14 protein-coding genes and 2 pseudogenes are annotated in these 18236 nt (G+C 54.8%); 11 read left to right on the top strand and 5 right to left on the bottom strand.

Annotated features, from left to right (window positions below; all coding sequences use genetic code 11):
• Positions 1–238: 238 nt before the first annotated feature.
• Entirely contained in the window at positions 239–1177 is a 939-nt protein-coding gene (locus tag Fuma_RS08245; RefSeq protein WP_077023702.1) for a DUF2806 domain-containing protein, read from the top strand.
• A gap of 179 nt (positions 1178–1356) precedes the next feature.
• Here the strand turns inward: Fuma_RS08245 and Fuma_RS08240 are convergent, their stop codons facing one another.
• Positions 1357–1821, bottom strand: coding sequence for an REP-associated tyrosine transposase (locus Fuma_RS08240; RefSeq protein ID WP_077023701.1), 465 nt, complete (start codon positions 1819–1821; stop codon positions 1357–1359).
• Positions 1822–1981: 160 nt separating this feature from the next.
• Positions 1982–2449, bottom strand: a complete 468-nt coding sequence (locus Fuma_RS08235; RefSeq protein ID WP_077023700.1) for a hypothetical protein — start codon at positions 2447–2449, stop codon at positions 1982–1984.
• A gap of 84 nt (positions 2450–2533) precedes the next feature.
• Between Fuma_RS08235 and Fuma_RS08230 the strand changes: the two genes are divergently transcribed.
• The 5 genes from Fuma_RS08230 to Fuma_RS08195 all read left to right on the top strand — a co-directional run bounded on the left by Fuma_RS08230 (position 2534) and on the right by Fuma_RS08195 (position 7785).
• Positions 2534–2920 carry a hypothetical protein gene (locus Fuma_RS08230; RefSeq protein ID WP_145944049.1) on the top strand — a complete coding sequence of 129 codons (387 nt, stop codon included), beginning with the start codon at positions 2534–2536 and terminating at the stop codon, positions 2918–2920.
• Positions 2921–3026: 106 nt separating this feature from the next.
• Positions 3027–3215, top strand: a complete 189-nt coding sequence (locus Fuma_RS35890) for a hypothetical protein (protein ID WP_077023698.1) — start codon at positions 3027–3029, stop codon at positions 3213–3215.
• A 382-nt stretch (positions 3216–3597) separates the two neighbouring features.
• The gene (locus Fuma_RS08220; protein ID WP_077023697.1) at positions 3598–4293 is read left to right on the top strand and encodes a hypothetical protein; all 696 of its coding nucleotides are present in this window, start codon (positions 3598–3600) and stop codon (positions 4291–4293) included.
• Positions 4294–4542: 249 nt separating this feature from the next.
• On the top strand, positions 4543–6228 hold the full coding sequence (gene ltrA / locus Fuma_RS08215) for a group II intron reverse transcriptase/maturase (protein ID WP_218922201.1): 1686 nt from the start codon (positions 4543–4545) through the stop codon (positions 6226–6228).
• 1104 nt (positions 6229–7332) lie between these two features.
• The gene (locus tag Fuma_RS08195; protein WP_145944048.1) at positions 7333–7785 is read left to right on the top strand and encodes a hypothetical protein; all 453 of its coding nucleotides are present in this window, start codon (positions 7333–7335) and stop codon (positions 7783–7785) included.
• A 49-nt stretch (positions 7786–7834) separates the two neighbouring features.
• Here the strand turns inward: Fuma_RS08195 and Fuma_RS36165 are convergent.
• Positions 7835–7999, bottom strand: a pseudogene (locus Fuma_RS36165) (IS110 family transposase); the annotation flags it as partial.
• A gap of 19 nt (positions 8000–8018) precedes the next feature.
• Positions 8019–8306 (bottom strand): annotated as a pseudogene (locus Fuma_RS36805) (group II intron maturase-specific domain-containing protein); the annotation flags it as partial.
• A 468-nt stretch (positions 8307–8774) separates the two neighbouring features.
• Between Fuma_RS36805 and Fuma_RS08185 the strand changes: the two are divergent.
• From Fuma_RS08185 to Fuma_RS08165, 5 genes are all read left to right on the top strand, one after another.
• The gene (locus tag Fuma_RS08185; RefSeq protein ID WP_077023691.1) at positions 8775–9737 is read left to right on the top strand and encodes a sugar phosphate isomerase/epimerase family protein; all 963 of its coding nucleotides are present in this window, start codon (positions 8775–8777) and stop codon (positions 9735–9737) included.
• 154 nt (positions 9738–9891) lie between these two features.
• Positions 9892–11406 carry a sulfatase family protein gene (locus tag Fuma_RS08180; RefSeq protein WP_077028182.1) on the top strand — a complete coding sequence of 505 codons (1515 nt, stop codon included), beginning with the start codon at positions 9892–9894 and terminating at the stop codon, positions 11404–11406.
• 179 nt (positions 11407–11585) lie between these two features.
• Positions 11586–14921, top strand: a complete 3336-nt coding sequence (locus Fuma_RS08175) for a 3-keto-alpha-glucoside-1,2-lyase-like domain-containing protein (protein ID WP_158520903.1) — start codon at positions 11586–11588, stop codon at positions 14919–14921.
• A gap of 190 nt (positions 14922–15111) precedes the next feature.
• The gene (locus tag Fuma_RS08170; RefSeq protein WP_077023689.1) at positions 15112–15456 is read left to right on the top strand and encodes a VOC family protein; all 345 of its coding nucleotides are present in this window, start codon (positions 15112–15114) and stop codon (positions 15454–15456) included.
• Between the two features lie 333 nt (positions 15457–15789).
• Positions 15790–16758 (top strand): DUF1559 domain-containing protein, encoded by a 969-nt coding sequence (locus Fuma_RS08165; RefSeq protein ID WP_077023688.1) that lies wholly within the window; start codon positions 15790–15792, stop codon positions 16756–16758.
• Positions 16759–16859: 101 nt separating this feature from the next.
• Here the strand turns inward: Fuma_RS08165 and Fuma_RS08160 are convergent, their stop codons facing one another.
• Positions 16860–18233, bottom strand: coding sequence for a hypothetical protein (locus Fuma_RS08160; RefSeq protein WP_077023687.1), 1374 nt, complete (start codon positions 18231–18233; stop codon positions 16860–16862).
• Between the last annotated feature and the right edge of the window lie 3 nt (positions 18234–18236).

Raw genomic sequence — 18236 nt, 5'->3', positions numbered from 1 at the left:
TCCCCCCGCCTTAACGTGCCCGCCTCGCAGCAACCGCATGAGACCTCGAGCGAAATGACACGTCATCTCGCAGCACTGCGTCACGGTGCCTCGGGCTTTCGCCAGCAAGCTATTCTTTATCACAAGCTAAAACCGCATTCTTGCGGCAAGCCTTAACTCTTGATAAGTTACCACTAATGGGGAAAAAGACGCGATATGAGGCGATACCCCGTTACTTACATTGTTAGGAAGTAAGGCTATGTCCGACGCATTGAAAAAAGCATCCGACGCTGCCTCACGCACATGGAACGTGATCAAGAGCATCGGTCCGTTCTTGATCGCGCAGTCCGAATCTGCATCAGAAGCGTACGCGCGTCAGAAGGCCCGTCTTGCCAACATCGACACCGCACAAGAAATGATGCGGGTCGAAGCAGAATCCTGCGCTAAAGTCCGCGAGACCCTTTTGGCGAAGCTTTCAGACGCTTCGCCCGTTGAACGAATTCAGATTCAACGTGATCTAGAATTCGTAGCACAAACGGTCCGGCAGATTGGGATCACATCGCTTGCACTTGAATATCAAGCACCCGAACCGGAAGCGGCCGACCCTGTTCCTGAAATCGAAGGGCATTGGATTGATCGATTCAATGATCTCGCACGGAAGAGAAATGAGGAATGGCGCGGCGATTTGCTCGCGCGGGCCTTGGCCACGGAATCTTCAAAACCCGGTACGGTATCGCCGCGGGCGCTTTGGTTGCTTGGCACTCTCGAAAAACCAGTGTTCGATGCCTTCGCTAGCATTCTCGACCTATGCACAGATATCGGCGGCGGGCTCATGATCCCAAAGGCAAACGATAAGCTCTTCAAAAAGCCGATACCAGAGTGCCCAGTCGGTGGCAGTGACACTAGGATCGGAAATCTAACTTTCCAGCTCAGCGATATCGGCGTACTTTCAAATTCGCTAATGGCTGAGCGGCAAATACCGCAAGGATCGCGATTCCTTGCTCGTTACGGCTCATCTGCATTCATGGTTAATTGTGTCGGGGAAACACTTTCCGTCTCCGGCACTATCCCGACAGCACTTGGTGATGCAGTCGCATCGTTTTACGAACCCCGATTCAATCCACTGGGGCTCGAATTGTTCACGGCTTGGATTGAAAAACTGCAGGCCAACGACAAATACAACGTCGTGCCGGCGTAAACAACTGCCTAAAATCGGGTAGCCGCAGGGTGGCCCGACCGCCGTTCATGGCGGTTGGGTGCCGCAGGCACAAGATGGATCATCGTGGGGGTCGACTACCGATCGGTTGCGAACTGGTCATCATGTTCCAATCCCGGCGGCCAGCGAATCGGCAAGCCAACAGATCGACGTTCCAGATATCAGCGGGCTGAGCTCCATGGCCAGTGGTTGGCTCGTTGCACCAAACCCGCCCGGACGGGATTCAGGTGCATGTCATCCAGTTTCTCCTCCACCTTCGCGCGTGACCAAATGTTGAAGCCGTAGTAACGTGACTGCCAGATCGGCTCGGACGAATCGATCTGCGACCAATAATTGGGGAAACGCTCACGCAGCACGGACTTCAATGTTTTGGACGTCAGTTCCTTCCACTTATTCATGAACGGACTGACTTGACGAGGCTCGGGAAACCACACGAGAGCGTGGACGTGATCGTGCATGATGACGAATCCAGGGCACAGACCTTTCTGCACGGCCAGTCGGCTGCCCATGGTTCCAATGACAATCCTCTTCGCCTGATCATGCTGCGAGTGTTTCCGCCGCTTGTAACAGGAGAACGTCACGAAATGAATGTGTTTGTGCGTATCGTAAACGCGCCGTTTAACCATACTGGTCAGCCGGAAGGTGTGGGGTGAGTGCCTCGAAATATTCCACTCGTATGATATCACATCTTGTCGCTACGCGACCCGACCGAACAAGTCGGTCGGGCCACCCAGCCATTACATCACCAAAGACTCGCATCAATGGATGTGAATGCCTGATAACGCTTCATCGATTTTCAAAGTCACGCTGAACGCTTTCTAACTCATCGGGCTCGTAGGCCAAGTTGACATCCCAACTGAATGCGGGTTTACCGAGATTTGCCAGACCTTCAAGGGTAAAATCGAGCCGTCCAGTCAATTTTGCAGCAACCACGCCATCATTCCAGCCGCCCATAACAATCTGCGAGACATTTGCAGCGTTATAGTAGCTGTAATAATAGATGTAGCCCTCAAACGCATCTACTCCGGATTCACTCTCGATGGTCAGCGTGCTGTCAGCGAGCTGTCTCCAATCGTTACTCGGAACTGCAACGCCCTGAATGTAGACCCCAACTCGAGTGCCATCTGCAATTTCCGGATCGTTGGGTTCAGAAAAATCAATCTCGATCTTTACGGCAAGAAATGCATTCCGCGAAATCTCGGGGTAATCAAAAACCTCAAGTGCAAGCTTGCCAGAAACAGGGTGGAAAATCATGACTTATACGGTTTGGATAACGGAAAGTAGAGTTCATAAAGTGCCACACCACCTGCGTGCGGCATGCCCTTGTGCAGTCCGTCTGTGGAAACCAACACCATTATTCCAACACCACTGTATTCACTCCTCAACATGATGCCAAGTGAAGTGGAGAATCAGCCTGACTTCTATGCTATCGGATCGATACCGTTTGCTGCTCGTAGTCAATCTTCAGACGGTGTCTTGCAAGTAACATTGTCCCCAGCAACGGAAGCTCACTGTCGTTTACAACGATTTGTGTTTCGTACGTCGTTCAAACCACTCAAGGAAACATACGTACGTTTCCAGTTCAACCGTTTTGCCGTCAGCCAGGCCGGCTTCCGCACGGGTTCCACTGGCTTTGCCCAGTGGCGTCCGGGAAATGTGTTGAATTGGTGTGTGGGTTCGATGCGATCATCTTTGCAGTCGAGTACCGTAGTGCTTGCGGAATAACAGTAGACGTAGGTCAGGCTGTGCCTGACGCCGTGCTGCGAGTCAGGCACAGCCTGACCTACCGCAACTTACATTGTTATGCCTCGGACAGCGTTATTGTGCCAAAATGAACGGATACAAGGTTGCTGGGGCTATTCTCTTACATTTGGCCCCGCTCGGGTTCTTGTTTGGAATGGGTGCGGCGTTTGACAGGACGAGCTTTTTTACAGACAAGGTTGAGCTTGTGTGGATGTTCTCATTTGCCATGCTCGTTGCCGGTGTCGGGCTGCTGTTGGTAAAAACCGATGACTTATGACTCGTCGGAAGAGACTGGGATTCGCCGGGTGGCCCGACCGCCGTTCATGGCGGTTGGGTGCCGCAGGCACAAGATGGATCATCGTGGGGGTCGACTACAGATCGGTTGCGAACTGGTCATCATGTTCCAATCCCGGCGGCCAGTAGACGTAGGTCAGGCTGTGCCTGACGCCGTGCTGCGAGTCAGGCACAGCCTGACCTACCGCAACTGGGTTACCAGTATAAATCGGAAGCCCACATGTCCGAGTCTTCGAGGAATCGCATTAAGGCAGAGATTTCATTGACAGCAGGGAAACCCGTCGCCACACTCAACAGGCTACGTCCGGACTTATACGGACATTTTCCGTAGAAGATATGTTAGCCAGCAAGACCGACACGGTGAGATGTCCGATGCACCGCCAATCTCGAAGTGTTACCGGCCCGGTCGCCACTGGCTCGTTATTGGCATTGTCGGTGGCATCTTCTTTCAGGTGATGGGGATCACTTCGGTCTATGTCGCCTATTGGAATATCGACGGGTCATTCCCTCACCCCAAGGCTCACGCCCTCGTTTACGGCGTGTTCTGGTTCCTTTGGACCCTCATCGCTTTTTGGTTAATCGCCGCATATTTCCGCACGTGCCTTTTTATCACGCCTCTCGAATTCACGCAGCAGGGTTGCTTGATCCGTCGGCGAATGTCTGTCGCCGACATATCGCAGATACAATGGAAAGGTATTCCGCAAGCTGGCAAAATCATTCTTCACGGCAGCGACTGCCGGATGAAGATCGACTTAGACAATCTAACTGCCAAAGACCGCACTGAATTCATTGAGTTTATCCGCAGCCACTTCGACCACAGAGTTCAAACTGGATGGTCGGATTTCAATCGATACTCATCAACGGCGGCACCTAGCCCGGAAGACGAGCGTCGCGTCGCCAGAAGGTGCGCATTGATGTTCTCTGTTGTTGGTATTGCTTGCCTACTTTGCGGCTGGTTTGCCCTTGGTGTTCAGTTTTACGTTTCAGGAACTGCCTGCATTCTGGCCACTGTCTGGTATGCTTGGCGCATCCGACGACACAAGCGTTCAACGGCTGGCTAAATCGGGTAAGGGCCACCGTTTCCGGTGACCCTCCCCACACCACCTATCGTGCGGGTCCGGAGCGAACTGGAAATGGTTTATTGACAAGCGGGTGCGAATCCCGTCCGGGTAACTCTTAGCCTGAGGCCCGGTATCGAGTGTTGCAGCGTCACTGGTAACAGTTGCGTTGAAGCGTACACAGAAAGGTAGTGAGGACGAATGGACTGGGCTGGCCGCCCAAACCGTGAATGGTATTGAGCCCCGAAATGCATGTTTTCTCGGTATCTGCCCAGGCATTCGGACCTGCTAAAGGCAACACTGAGTTTCGCGTTTTGGCGAGCGAAGCTCGGAGACCCGGGGTCGAAGGCCACGATCGCGCTACACATGATGCCAATGAAGCAACCAGTGAGATCCCAGCTGTTCTTGTTCGACGTGACGTCCAATCACGACGAAACGAGTATGCACGTACAAGCTGAAAAGGCAAGGAGTGCAGACGACTCTGGGAAGTCGGATGGCGGCATAGTACCGTTGAAGCGCGAAGACCAATCGCGTGAATTGAAGCCCGGTAATGCGGGTGCAGGGAAGGCCGCCAGGCCATCACGCGACTCCAGCGATACACCGACCGCACTCAGTGGCGGATCACCGGTGCTTGATCGACTGGATCGCATCACCCAACGCGCGGAAACGTACTCTGAAGAGGCGTTTAACAACCTCTTTTCGCTGCTCAATTACGAGTTGCTGTGGTATGCGTTTCGCAAGCTCAAGCGAGGCAAGGCACCCGGAGTCGACGGTGTCACGGTGGATCAATACGAGTCGAATCTGCGGGACAACCTGCACGACCTGTTAACCAGATTACACCGTGGTGCGTATCGGCCTCAGCCCAGTCTTCGTCGTGACATTCCGAAAGGGAATGGCAAGACCAGACCGCTGGGTATCGCCAGTGTGGAAGACAAGATCGTACAACGTGCGGTCGTGATGATTCTGGAACGGATCTACGAAGTCGACTTCTGTGAGACTTCCTATGGTTTCCGTCCGGGACGGTCATGCCACCAGGCTTTAAGTGTGCACGGTCAAACCATCGCGACCCGGAAAGTGAGCTGGATTTCGGACGCGGATATCCGTGGCTTCTTCGATAACGTTTGTCATGAACGTTTGCTCGAACTGCTACAAAAGCGGATTTCCGATCCGAAGCTATTGGCCCTGATCCAGCGCTTTCTGAAGTCCGGTGTGATGATCGAAGGTCGTCGCCGTAACACTGACGAAGGTGTTCCGCAAGGCTCGGTTCTTTCACCGTTATTAGCGAACGTGTATTTGCATTACGTCCTGGACCAATGGTTCGACCGGGATGTGCAGCCGCGTATGCGAGGTGAATCGTACATTGTCCGCTTCGCGGACGACTTCATTTGTGCGTTCGAACTGGAGTCTGACGCGAGACGCTTTCAGGATGTGCTACCGAAGCGACTGGCCCGATACTCGCTGGAGCTGGCCGAAGAGAAGACTAAACTGCTGCGGTTCGGCCGCTTTGCGAGACGCGATTGCCAGCGTCTTGGCGAAGGGGCTCCCGCGACGTTCGACTTCCTCGGCTTCACTCATTACTGCGGCCTGAGTCGTGCGGGAAAGTTCAAGCCGAAACGGAAGACAGCCAGTAAGAAATACCGAGCTAAGGTAGGCGATCTGAAGCATTGGTTCCGACGGAATCTGACGACACCTTTGTCCGAAGTCTGGGCGAAGTTGAATGCGAAGCTGCGTGGCCATTATCAGTACTATGGAATCAATGACAATTGGTCCCAACTGATGAAATTCCGCCAGGCAGCAAAGCAGCTGGCCTTCCGCTGGCTCAATCGTCGTTCGCAGAGGAAGTCAAAGACCTGGCCTCAGTTCGATGCGTACATAGCTCGCTTTCCCCTGGCATCTCCTTCGAAGCTGACTGACCTGATTGCGATACAGCCAAAGTGATGACCGGGTGACAAGTGATGGTCGGGAGCCGGATGCGTTAACGGCGCACGTCCGGTTCTGAGAGGGGTTGAGCGTACAATCGGACACGGATAAAATATTGTGACACCACCAGAGGAAACGGGTGGCCAACAGGGAACACAAACCGCATCCTAAACCCGAAAGACGCCATCCTACTCGCCCACCAGGCGGTTCCCTGAAGAGACGCAAGCTCTGCGTCAGAGTTGTCCGAAGACAAGACGGTCACAATAAACGCCCTCAAGGCTGGCAGGACACTAACCGCCAAACCGGTTCGCTCCGGTCGGAGCACGGGAACCATCTGCTGAGCAGACGTTCCCCCTCGGTTCGAGATCAGCGAGTGCTCGTCCTTGTTCTTCAAAGTTCGGTCCTTCCTGTCGTCAGTGGCGTTTGACGAGACAGTACTACGACCTCTGCTGACTTCCGTCGATCACGAAACGTGTTGACCACGAATCGCTCTGCCTTTGAGCAAGCTCTTCTGACAGATACGAACGACGGATCTCCCTGGCCACCATTCGGTGGTTTGTTGGAGCTTCCGCTCCGAAGTGCCATCCGAGCGGCAGCTTGAATAAAGCGGCCGTGCCGCCCTGGATAAGACGTGTGACTTTTGCGGCACAGGAATTCGCCCGTGCGGCTCGCACCTCCGGATTTACCAATGCGGATGAACGCGGTGTTAGTTATTTGGGGCGGGTTTCGTGAGGATGGGCTCACTCACCTGTCCGTACCGGCCTTGTATCCGATTTCTGTTCGTAGAATTTCAATCACCAATGGTGGCTCGCAGCTTTGACGAGAATGCGGCTGACGACGACTGTTGAGAGTCAGCTTGACGGCGCATTCGCAGGCTTCCTCCCCACAGTTGCCCTCGTCTCGTACTTGATTCATGTAGTTCGATGGCGATACCATTAGTCCACAAGACCTCCATTCTCGTACAGGGGACTCACACCCCATAAAACACACGCCATGCCAGGCGTACCCAAAACGGTGCACGGAAACTGTATATCACCCCGAATTTTCAAATCAACGTCGCTCGTCACAATCCCGTGATCGTCGGCGTTCGGCCTCAAAGTCATCACGTAAAGGAAGAAATCAATGCGACTGCCTTGGCCTGCCTCCGTGGTACTTGCAATGACTTTTGCGGTGTTGACCGGCCCTCCCGCGTATTGGCACCCACTGGCGAAGACCAAAAGCGTACCTGTTGTGGTGTCTTGGCAAGGTGAAGTGAGAATGGAGTTACGCAAAGAAGCTCCGAAGCGAGGTTACGTTACTGACGGGAAGACATGGGAAAGGCTGTGGAAGGCATGGCGAGCCACTGAAAAGGCGCCGTCGGTAAATTTTAAAGAGGCGATCGTCCTTGTAGCCGCAAACGATGATCTCAACCAGATCAGCGTGATCCCTGCTATTGACGATAAAAGTGATCTGAAACTGATTTACGAATCGACTTTGATTGGCTTCCTCAACCCTACCGAATTCGCATACCAGTTTGCGTTGATCAAACGGGAAGGTGTCAAGACGATCAAAGGAAAAGCGATCGAAGACGAATGACGTGTGGGCCGAAATCGGGTAAGCGGCTGTGTTCATTTTCAAGTCTTTCTCACGCGGATCTCAGATTCCAGGGAGTCTTTGTTTTGACCATGGTGTTGAGGATGACAAGCAGTTTCCTCATGCAGGCCACGAGGATAACTTTGGGGAGATTGCCTTGAGCTTCGAGCCGGTCGGCGAAATCGCGAATCACGGGATTGTGTCGCCTGGCGGCGAGACAATCCTAACCGCATCAGTTCTCGGCTGCGCGTGCGAGCATGTCGCCACCGCTTCCAGAAGCACATGCGTATCCGCCGACGGATCCACTGATCGAGTCTGTCGAACAGTTTCAACTCCATCACCAGACAGAAGTATCCCGCCCGGCCGCGAAGATAGCTTCGCAGTTCGCTCAAACGACGTTTCATCGAAACACCCCAGCTGCGGCCGGTGAGGTGGCGTTCGCCACTTTGTTCGAGCTGCCGCTCGGTCGCAATTTCGGAGCGTAAGCTCCCACAAACCGCCGAACGGCGGACCGAGAACTTCAAGTTGGTTCCGCGGCACCACTTGGCTGTTCGTTTCGTTCACGACGAGTAGAAGCCGTTCGGTCAGGTAACGGCGGGGTGACACTGTTGATCGGTGGGATTGAAGTGCATTTGTCGTGTGCTCCGTGGCAGCGTCGTCTTCGTGAGCGGCCTGTTGGACTTGATCAAGCCGAGTCGTGACCGACGGTGGAACTGAGCGGCGCGAAAGATTCTACGGACTGCGGGGGCGCCTGTTCATAGGGATGTCGCGGTTTTCGCCAGAAATCGCGAGCTGCGGTTGTGTTGCAGGAACTGAGCTGAGTTTCACCAGGAACACCGCGTTCCAACATCCTAATTCACTCGTGAAAAATTCTCACCCGGCCTTCGCTGTCGTTCCAGCCGTGGCTGGTGTATCGTTGTTGCGGGTATCGTGAATGTATCCGTCTGTTCATCGCAGCCCCCTCACACCGCCTCAAAGGATCGTTCCGTATTATGCACATTGATCGTCGAACAATGCTGGCCGCCAGCACGGCCGCTGGAATCACTTTGCTAACGAACGGCTATGCCAAAGCCGCAGCGTCGACTCCCCAATCAGGGCGTCGGAAGTTTACGATGGACCTCACCGGCGGCGCCATTGGTGTGCGAGCTGGCCAGTTAGATGCTATTGAGCTCGCGACAAAGTACGGGTTCGAATCCGTCAGCCCGGACAGCGGCTATCTGGCATCGCTGGATGACGCCGGTCGCAAGGACCTGGCCGCCACAATGAAGCAGCAAAACATCGTCTGGGGAGCGGCGGGGTTGCCGGTCGACTTTCGCAAGGACGATGCCACTTTTCAGGACGGCCTCAAGAAACTTCCAGCATTGGCGAAGGGATTGCAACAGGCGGGCGTGACTCGCGTAAGCACGTGGCTGATGCCCTGTCACGACGAATTGACTTACGTGACGAATTTCCGCCAGCACGCTAATCGGCTTCGCGAATGTGTTAGGATTCTCGGCGATCACGGTCAACGCTTCGGTATGGAGTACGTCGGCCCGAAAACACTTTGGGCGTCAAAACGACACAGCTTCATTCATTCGATGGCAGAAACGAAGGAACTGATTGCGGAAATCGGGCAGGACAATGTTGGTTTCGTGCTGGATAGCTGGCACTGGTACACGGCTCACGAAACCGTTGATGACCTGTTGACTTTAAAGAATAGCGACGTCGTTGCCTGTGACCTGAACGACGCACCGAAGGGCCTGGAAATTGATCAGCAGATCGACAACCAGCGTGAACTACCGTCGGCAACGGGCGTGATTGATCTCAAGACATTTCTGGGAGCACTCGTCACCATCGGCTACGACGGCCCTATCCGCGCGGAACCGTTCAACGCCACGCTCAACGCGATGGACAAAGACGCCGCCTGCAAAGCAACCGCTGCCGCGATGAAAAAAGCGTTTTCGCTGGTTGAATAACGGCCGACGAAAGAGGACACCAACGCACGGATAGCACGTGATCATCCGGGGCTATTAGTGGTTTCGAATCTGGCAACACGCAACGCGGGACTGCTCAACTGGCAACATGCGATCAGTTCCGGCAACAACATATCTAACGAACGGAAAGACGACGATGCTGCAACGATTATTCACAGCCCTTTTGCTGTTCGCTCTGGCGACAAACGCCCGCGCTGCTGAACGCAACGTGATCTTTATCATCACGGACGACGAAAGTCCGACGTTAGGCTGCTATGGCGATCCCGTTGCGGTGACGCCTAACATCGATGCGATCGCGGCCGACGGGACATTGTTTCGCAATGCCTTCGCAACCACTGCCAGTTGTAGCGCGAGTCGATCTGTTGTGATGTCTGGTCTGCACAACCATCGCAACGGACAGTACGGACATCAGCATGCGTACCACAAGTTTGCGAGCTGGCACAATGTGGTCAGTCTGTCGTTGCCGCGAGTGATGGCGAACGCCGGTTACCGCACAGGCCAATGCGGTAAGTACCATGTGGCTCCGGAAGAAGTCTATCGCTACGAAAACTACATCAAGGGCAACGGCCGCAACGCGGTGGAGATGGCGAATAGCTGCGAAGAGTTCATCAGGGATTCATCCAGCGACAAGCCATTCTTTTTGTACTTCGCCACCTCTGATCCTCATCGCGGCGGCGGCACAGATCAGAATTCAGAACGAGAACTGAAGCCGAACCTGTTCGGCAACAAACCGAATGACGGCTCATTTCCCGGAGTGAAGGAAGTCTTCTACAAGCCGGAAAACGTTCCGATTCCGCACTTCCTGCCCGACACGCCGGAAACTCGTGAAGAGCTGGCTCAGTACTATCAGTCGTGTTCGCGAATCGATCAGGGCGTTGGCCGTCTGGTCGAAATTCTGAAGAAAGCGGATTTGTACGACAAGACTTTAATTGTGTTTACTTCCGATCACGGAATGGCGTTCGCCGGAGGCAAAACAACCGTCTACGAAGGCGGATTGAAGGTGCCTTTCGTCGTCCGTAATCCGTACGAAAAGAATCGTGGTTTGGAATCGGAAGCACTCATCAGCCACATCGATATCACGCCGTCTTTGCTCGATTTTGGTGGAGGACTGGATCCGAAAATCAATGGACCGAAGAACTGGGTGAATCCGAACGACTACTGGAAGGGCAACAAGAACGTAGCGAAGGACAATCGCGGCGGAGGCAGCTTTCGCAGCTATCAGGGCAAGTCGTGGATTCCGATTCTTGGCGATCCGGACGCGACTCATTGGGACACGATTTTTGCGTCCCACACGTTCCATGAAATTCAAATGTACTACCCCATGCGAGTCGTGCGAGACAAGCAGTACAAGCTGATCTGGAACATCGCTCATCAACTACCGTACCCGTTCGCGTCTGACTTGTGGGCCGCCTCAAGCTGGCAGGCTCAGTTCAAAGACAGCATGGACGCACCGTACGGACAGAAGTCGGTCGGCGAGTACATTAATCGACCGAAGTTCGAACTGTACGACATCCAGGCCGACCCTTTCGAAAAACGCAACCTGGCGGTGGAACGTGAATTCAACGACGTATTGACGGCGTATCAGGAAAAGTTGAAGGCGCTGCAAAAGAAAATGGGCGATCCGTGGATTATGAAATGGGACTACGAATAACGTCTGGCATCGCACTGTGTATGCAAACCTGCTGCGAGTTGATACCAGACGTTGCGGCCTGATCGCGTCATCAATATAGTCTGGCATCAGGATCACCAGCGGAGCAAATGGTTCCGCGTCCGCCCGCTCTTTTGGTTGTCTTTCAATCCGATAATTCGATGAACATGACTGGTTACTCGTTGAGAACCCTTGCCCTGTCGCTTGTCTGCTGCTTTGTAGTGACTACGGAATGCGTGTCAGCAGATCCCGATCGCCTTGACAACCACGTTGAGTGGGGCATTTATCGCGGCGACAAGAAGGGCAATCAGTTTGCTGAGTTGGCACAGATCAATGCGGCAAACGTTCACCGCCTGCAACCAGCGTGGGAATACAACACGGGGGACGCCGGCAAGCGGACGTCGATGTATTCGAACCCGATCATCGTCGACGGACGGCTCTACGTCTGCACGCCTTCGCTCAACGCGGCGTGTGTCGATGCCAAAACCGGTGAACAGATCTGGTTCTTCGATTCCTCAAAACACAACAACGGTCGAGTGCTGCAGGGGCGCAATCGAGGTGTGGTGTACTGGGAAGGCGAGCAGGGCAAACGCATCTTTGTGTTTGTTAAAAATCGCGTCTATGCCGTCGACGCGTTGACCGGGGAGCTTATCAAAGACTTTGGCGATGACGGTCACATTGACCTGCGTAAAAATCTGGATATGGATCCGGGCAAAGCCTCTGTCGAATGCACGTGTCCCGGCGTCATCTACAAAAACATGTTGATCGTCGCCTCGCGCGTACCGGAAGGTTACATTTCCACGCCCGGGCACATTCGCGCCTACGACACCGTGACCGGAGAATTCCGCTGGATTTTCCACACGATCCCAAAGCCAGGCGAATTCGGATACGACACCTGGGAGTTTGTGGAAGGTGAAGTCTACGGTGGCGCCAACGCCTGGGGCGGCTTTACGCTGGACGAAGGACGCGGCTGGGTCTTCTGCGCCACCGGATCACCGTCGTACGACTTCTATGGCGGGTTCCGCAAAGGAATGAACCTGTTCGGCAACTGCGTACTGGCGTTGAATGCAAACACTGGCGAACGCGTCTGGCACTATCAGACCGTGCATCACGACCTTTGGGATATGGACAATCCGTCGGCTCCCGTGTTGGTCACCGTCGACGAAGATGGCAAAAAACGAGATCTGGTTGTGCAGTTCACTAAAATGGGCTTCACGTTTGTCCTGGATCGCGAAACTGGCAAACCCGTGTTTGACACACCGGAAGTGAAAGTGCCGCCTTCGACGGTGCCAGGTGAAGAAGCATGGCCGACTCAGCCCATCCCCGTTCGACCTCCACCACTAAACCGCTTGGCGCTGACTGAAGCGGACCTCACGCGAATTTCGCCCGAGGCTTATAAAAAGGCCAAGGCAAAGTTTGACCAATATGCGAAGGGGCCGCTGTATACGCCGCCGTCTCTGGAAGGACACATTCTGACGCCAGGAACACTCGGCGGCACAGAATGGCATGGCGGAGCCTACGATCCCTTTCTCAACACGATCTACGTGAACTCGCATGAAGTGCCGAGCTTCTATAAGTTGCGAGAAGTGGTCACGTCGATCGGCGACAAGCCCACGTCACCGGTCGAACACGGTTCGATGCTGTATCAACTGACCTGCGCTGGCTGTCACCGTCCGGACCGAAGAGGTGCGATGCCGCTTATTCGACCGTTGCTGAATGTGAAAAAGACGGACGCAGAAATCAAAGAAACGATCACCAACGGCCAAGGGCTGATGCCCGCCTTTCATGTGTTCTCTGACCGCGAACTGGACGCACTGACCGCGTTCATCCGCAGTGAACCGGATGCAAAAACAGAAGCGACCTCCGAAAAATCGCTGGAACAGCAACTTCTTGAAGAAGGTGCACAAAGTCTGGCCGCTGCTTCTTTGAAAAAAGGCGACGCCGCACGAGGAGCAGCCGTCTTTCATCAGCCGCAGATGGTGTGCAGCAAATGCCATATCGCAGGTGATAAGAAGAACTCACTGGGAACGGACCTGACAAACCTTCCTGACGACGCCACCAACCTGCACCTTGTCGAATCCATCCTGGAACCATCAAAGGTAATTCGCCGCGGCTACGAACAGGTTTCGCTTGTGCTAAGCAGCGGGCGAGTCCGTACGGGATTCATTGTTGAAGAGCGTGACGATTCGATTGTGTTCCGCGATTCTTCCACCAAAGACGCCACTTCCGTGATCGCTAAAAGCGACATTGATGACCGCAAGGCAAGCGAAACGTCAATCATGCTGGCCGGTCAGGTCAACCAGTTGGAAGATCGCCAGGAGTTTCTGGACCTTGTTCGCTACCTGATCGAAATCCGTGATGGCGGTGCCAAGCGCGCGGCTGAACTTCAGCCGGACGCCGCAGCAACGGCACTTAAAATTCCCAAAACTCGTGTGCGATATCTGAACGAAGGCTATCAAAACTTCACCGGTCCCAACGGAGAACCCGCGATCACTCCGCCTTGGGGTACGCTTAACGCCATCGACCTGGTGAAGGGAGAAATCCTCTGGCGCGTGCCGCTGGGCGAATACCCAGAACTGGTCGCCAAAGGAATTCGGAACACGGGTTCTCTTAGCTTTGGAGGTGCCGTCGCGACGGCCGGTGGACTGATTTTTGTTGCTGGCACACCGGACGAAAAGATTCGCGCGTTCGAAAAGCATTCCGGTCGATTGCTGTGGGAATACAAACTTCCGGTTGGCGCCTACGCCACGCCCAGTACCTACATGATCGACGGGCAGCAGTATCTGGCAATCGCTGCCGGTGGCGGCGGCAAGAACGGGACCAAGTCCGGCGACTCCGTCATCGCCTTTGCTCTACCCGACATCAAAGATGCCGCGCCTAAACAACAAACCGCCGATGCCTCGAAGGACGGCTGGATTGATTTGTTCAACGGCCAAAATCTGGATGGTTGGGTCCATCTTAATGGCTCACACGACTTCTTCGTGGAAGACGGGGCAATCGTCGGCCGAGCAGTTCAGGACAGCGTGGAGTCCTTCCTGTGTACGACTCGCGAATTCGGCGACTTTGAACTGGAAGTTGAGATCGACATCGACGACGCAACACGGTCCGGAATTCAGATTCGTTCTCAGGTTCGCACTACGACCGTCGGCAAGGGCTGGAACAAGACCGCTGGTCGCGTGTACGGTCCGAAGGTTGAGCTTCGGCAGAACGCGGGCGATGGCACACCCACGACCGGCATGTTTCTGGGCGAAGCGATGGAGGCAGGATGGCTTTCCAGTAAGGATACCATTCAGAAGGGGCACGACTTCCTGAAGAAAGACGGCTGGAACCAGGTTCGCATTGTGGCCGAAGGCAACCGCATGCGATCGTGGGTCAACGGCAACCTTGTCGACGACATCAGCCGAGACGATATCTACAAAACGCATCCGAAGGGCTTTATCGGTCTTCAGCTGCACCGCGACAAGGATCAGGGCCATTCAGTTACGAAGTTCCGCAAGCTGCGGATCAAGGAACGGTAGCAATCTGGGAACGCGGACGTGAACAACTAAGGCTACGAAGCATACTCCGTAGCGGCGTTGCTTCTGACAGCACTGCCCAACACGATTTTGGCCGTAAGAAGATGCAGCATCGCGTACATCGAAGTAGTTTTCCGTCAGACAGCTCACGGCCAATTCGGTGAATGCGAAGAATGCTTCAGAAAGGAACTTCATGCAGATTTCATATCTCGAAATCGTGACGCCGGATGTCGATGCCGTCTGCACGACGTATGCGAAGTTGCACGGCGTCACGTTCGTAGAAGGCGATCCCGCCCTTGGCGGCGCGCGGACGACAAGTCTTGAAGGTGGAACCACGCTTGGGGTTCGGGCCCCGATGCATGCCGGAGAAAAGCCAGTTGTCCGGCCGTACGTCCTTGTCGAAGACATAGCGGCAGCCGTTGCTGCGGCAACAGAGGCTGGTGCAGTGGTCGCCGTTCCCCCCATGAAGATCGAAGGCCACGGGACTTGTGCCATTTACTTTCAGGGCGGCATCGAGTGTGCTCGCTGGCAGAATTAACGGCCGAAGGATGCAGTGCTTTGGCAGCATTTAGCTGGACAGCGCCACCTTTGGTCATTGGGCCGTGTTTTGGGTAACCCGATGCGTAAGCGAGGGATTCGTCGCAACTCGATTCCTCGCTTACACTTCGGGTTACCATTCGCACAAACATGGCGCTGTCCGGTTAGACAGCGGTGAATCGACCGGCATTCGCTCTGATTTTCACTTGCAACCCTGATCATCGCAAATTCAACTGTGCGCCCTGCCAAGGCACTACTAACATCTTCAGAAGCAGCTGAAGTCTCACCGAGGCCCACCTGAAGCTTCTTGCCCCTTTTTTGATCGAATCACGTTTTGCAGCGAGCCATTCAACAACCGCAGAAGACTAACGAAAACAGCGTTCGACGAGGTTTCACGTTGATCGAACTGCTGGTGGTGATTGCCATCATTGGAATACTGCTGGCCCTGTTGCTGCCCGCCGTCCAGTCGGCTCGCGAGGCGGCTCGACGAATGTCCTGCCAAAACAATCTGCGTCAAATCGGCATCGCCATGCACGTTCACGAAGATGCGTTCGGGCGATTTCCCAGTGGGGGATGGGGGTTCGTGTGGACGGGTGATCCGGACCGAGGAACGGATCGGCATCAACCGGGAGGCTGGGCGTTCAGTATGCTGCCTTATCTGGAACAAGCCAACCTGCACGCACTGGGGCGAGGTGCAACGCTTGCGGACAAGCGGGCAGAAGCGGCTCGCGTTGCACAAACGCCCGTTCCCGTTCTGAATTGTCCCAGTCGAAGGTCCGCGTCGCTATATCCATATACCGGAACACTTCCGGTTCTGAATGCAGATGCTGTGGTCGACGTTGTCAAGACAGACTACGCAGCGAACGCCGGGACAATCGTCGTCGGTACACAGGGACCGCAGACTCTGGAAGAAGGTGATTCCAAAGACTACGACTGGGGTAACGCGGACCAGGCTACTGGCATTTTTTATCCTCGCAGCGAAGTTACGGTGGCTATGGTTACCGACGGGACATCCAACACGTACCTTGTCGGCGAGAAAAGGATTACGATCAACGACTACGACTGGGGTGACGACCAGCATGCCTATCTGGGCCACGGAAACGATACCGCTCGCTATACCGCAACGGAGTTCCCGCCAATTCCCGACGGCTCAAACGCCAATCCCCGCAGCTTCGGGAGTGCTCACGTCAGCGGTTGTTTCTTCGCATACTGCGATGGTTCGGTCCGATTCGTGTCTTACAACGTTGACGGCGAGGTCCATCGCCGATCCGGGCATCGCGCGGATGGGCTTGTGACGCAATAAGTTGCTGCTGCCGTCGCGGACCAGACAATGACCAGAACCTGCCGCATCGGCATTCATTCAGTGAAGGCGCGTAGCGACTGCATGACTTCCCAGACCGGACCTTACTGCTCGCGGACGGGCTCAGAATTCCCGTTGTCATTGGGTGCGTCGTCGGCCGATTCGTCGTTGGCGTCCGGAAGGGATTGCAGAATCTGTTCCAGCAGAATTCGAATTTCTTCGGTGGGCGGTTCGTCTTTATTCGCCGCCATCTGTCTTATGTCTGTAGCGACACCTTCGTAGTGGCCGTCATTTCCTTCGTACCAGTCGTGCAGCGGAAGTTCGGCGATGACTTCGAGATACGGTAATGCTTTGCTGTGATCAGGTGAGAAATAATAGTCGAAGACCGCAGCCAGTTCTCGCCGAAACTTCTCCAGAAACACCTCACGCACCCACGGCGCCACGTCAATCTTCCGGGCAGCGATGACCGCCATGACGTCTGTGATTGGTGGGTGTGGTTTCGGAAGAGCGATATGTGGCGGAGGACTCCAGTGAGGTGGAAAGTCTGTGGGTGTGTGTGCTGACATCAGCTGAATCGCCTGTTCGATTTGGTCGGCCCGCAGGTCTGATTCGACCTGTCGTCGTAATTGCTGCGGCGGTTGAGTGAATGGCAACACTGCGAACCAGCCAACCACTGCCACGACAGACACCACCCAGACACCTCGGCTTAGTCGAGCCGTCGGCAAGACGACCGGGCCGGTCATCACTGGAACCGGCGGCAACAAAAACAGATACATCCCAAACAGTATCACCAGCCCCGGAAATCCGACGAGCTGCAACAGCAGTGTGGTTGACTGTAGAACGGATTCCGTGTCCGTCAGTCGCACGCCGCCCATGAAATGCAGAATTGGGACCGGCACATAAGAAATTGCCAACAGCATCACAGCATCGCCAAACAACAGCACCGTGATCAATACGGGGCCGATAGATTCGGCCTTGTAAACAACGCTGATGACACGCGTGATGAGCGCGACTCGCCAAATTGACACCACGCCCAGCATCATCAGATTTACCCGCATGGCGTCACCGGGACTCAGCCATCGTTCGACCGGAACCGCGTAGATCCATGCCAGTGGCGCCGTCATCCAGAACAGGCCCAGAAACACGGGGTATTCGCGGACGAACACGGCCAGCATCGCTTTGCTTCGCACGGCCGGCAGACGCACAAGGCAATACAACAACAGTGACGTCAGCAGCGATGCCGCATGAGGTATCAGCAGGTGCCAGGGATCTCGTAACAGGTCTTCGCCATCGTATTCCCGAGCGAACGCCGCAGACAGGACGAGCACGCCTGACACAGGCAGCAGCATGGGGCACGCCGCGAGTTTCAAGATCGCATCGTGGCGACCGCATAAGAATTGCACGACGGTCAACGGTGAAACAGCAGCCACCGTGGTCGGTTCAACGCGTAATTCTTCGGCCGGTTCAGGTGCGTTCAAGAT

This window comes from Fuerstiella marisgermanici (genome assembly GCF_001983935.1).
Classification (GTDB): domain Bacteria; phylum Planctomycetota; class Planctomycetia; order Planctomycetales; family Planctomycetaceae; genus Fuerstiella; species Fuerstiella marisgermanici.
The sequence above is the reverse complement of the archived record's forward strand: the minus strand, read 5'-3'. Positions and strand labels throughout refer to the sequence as shown.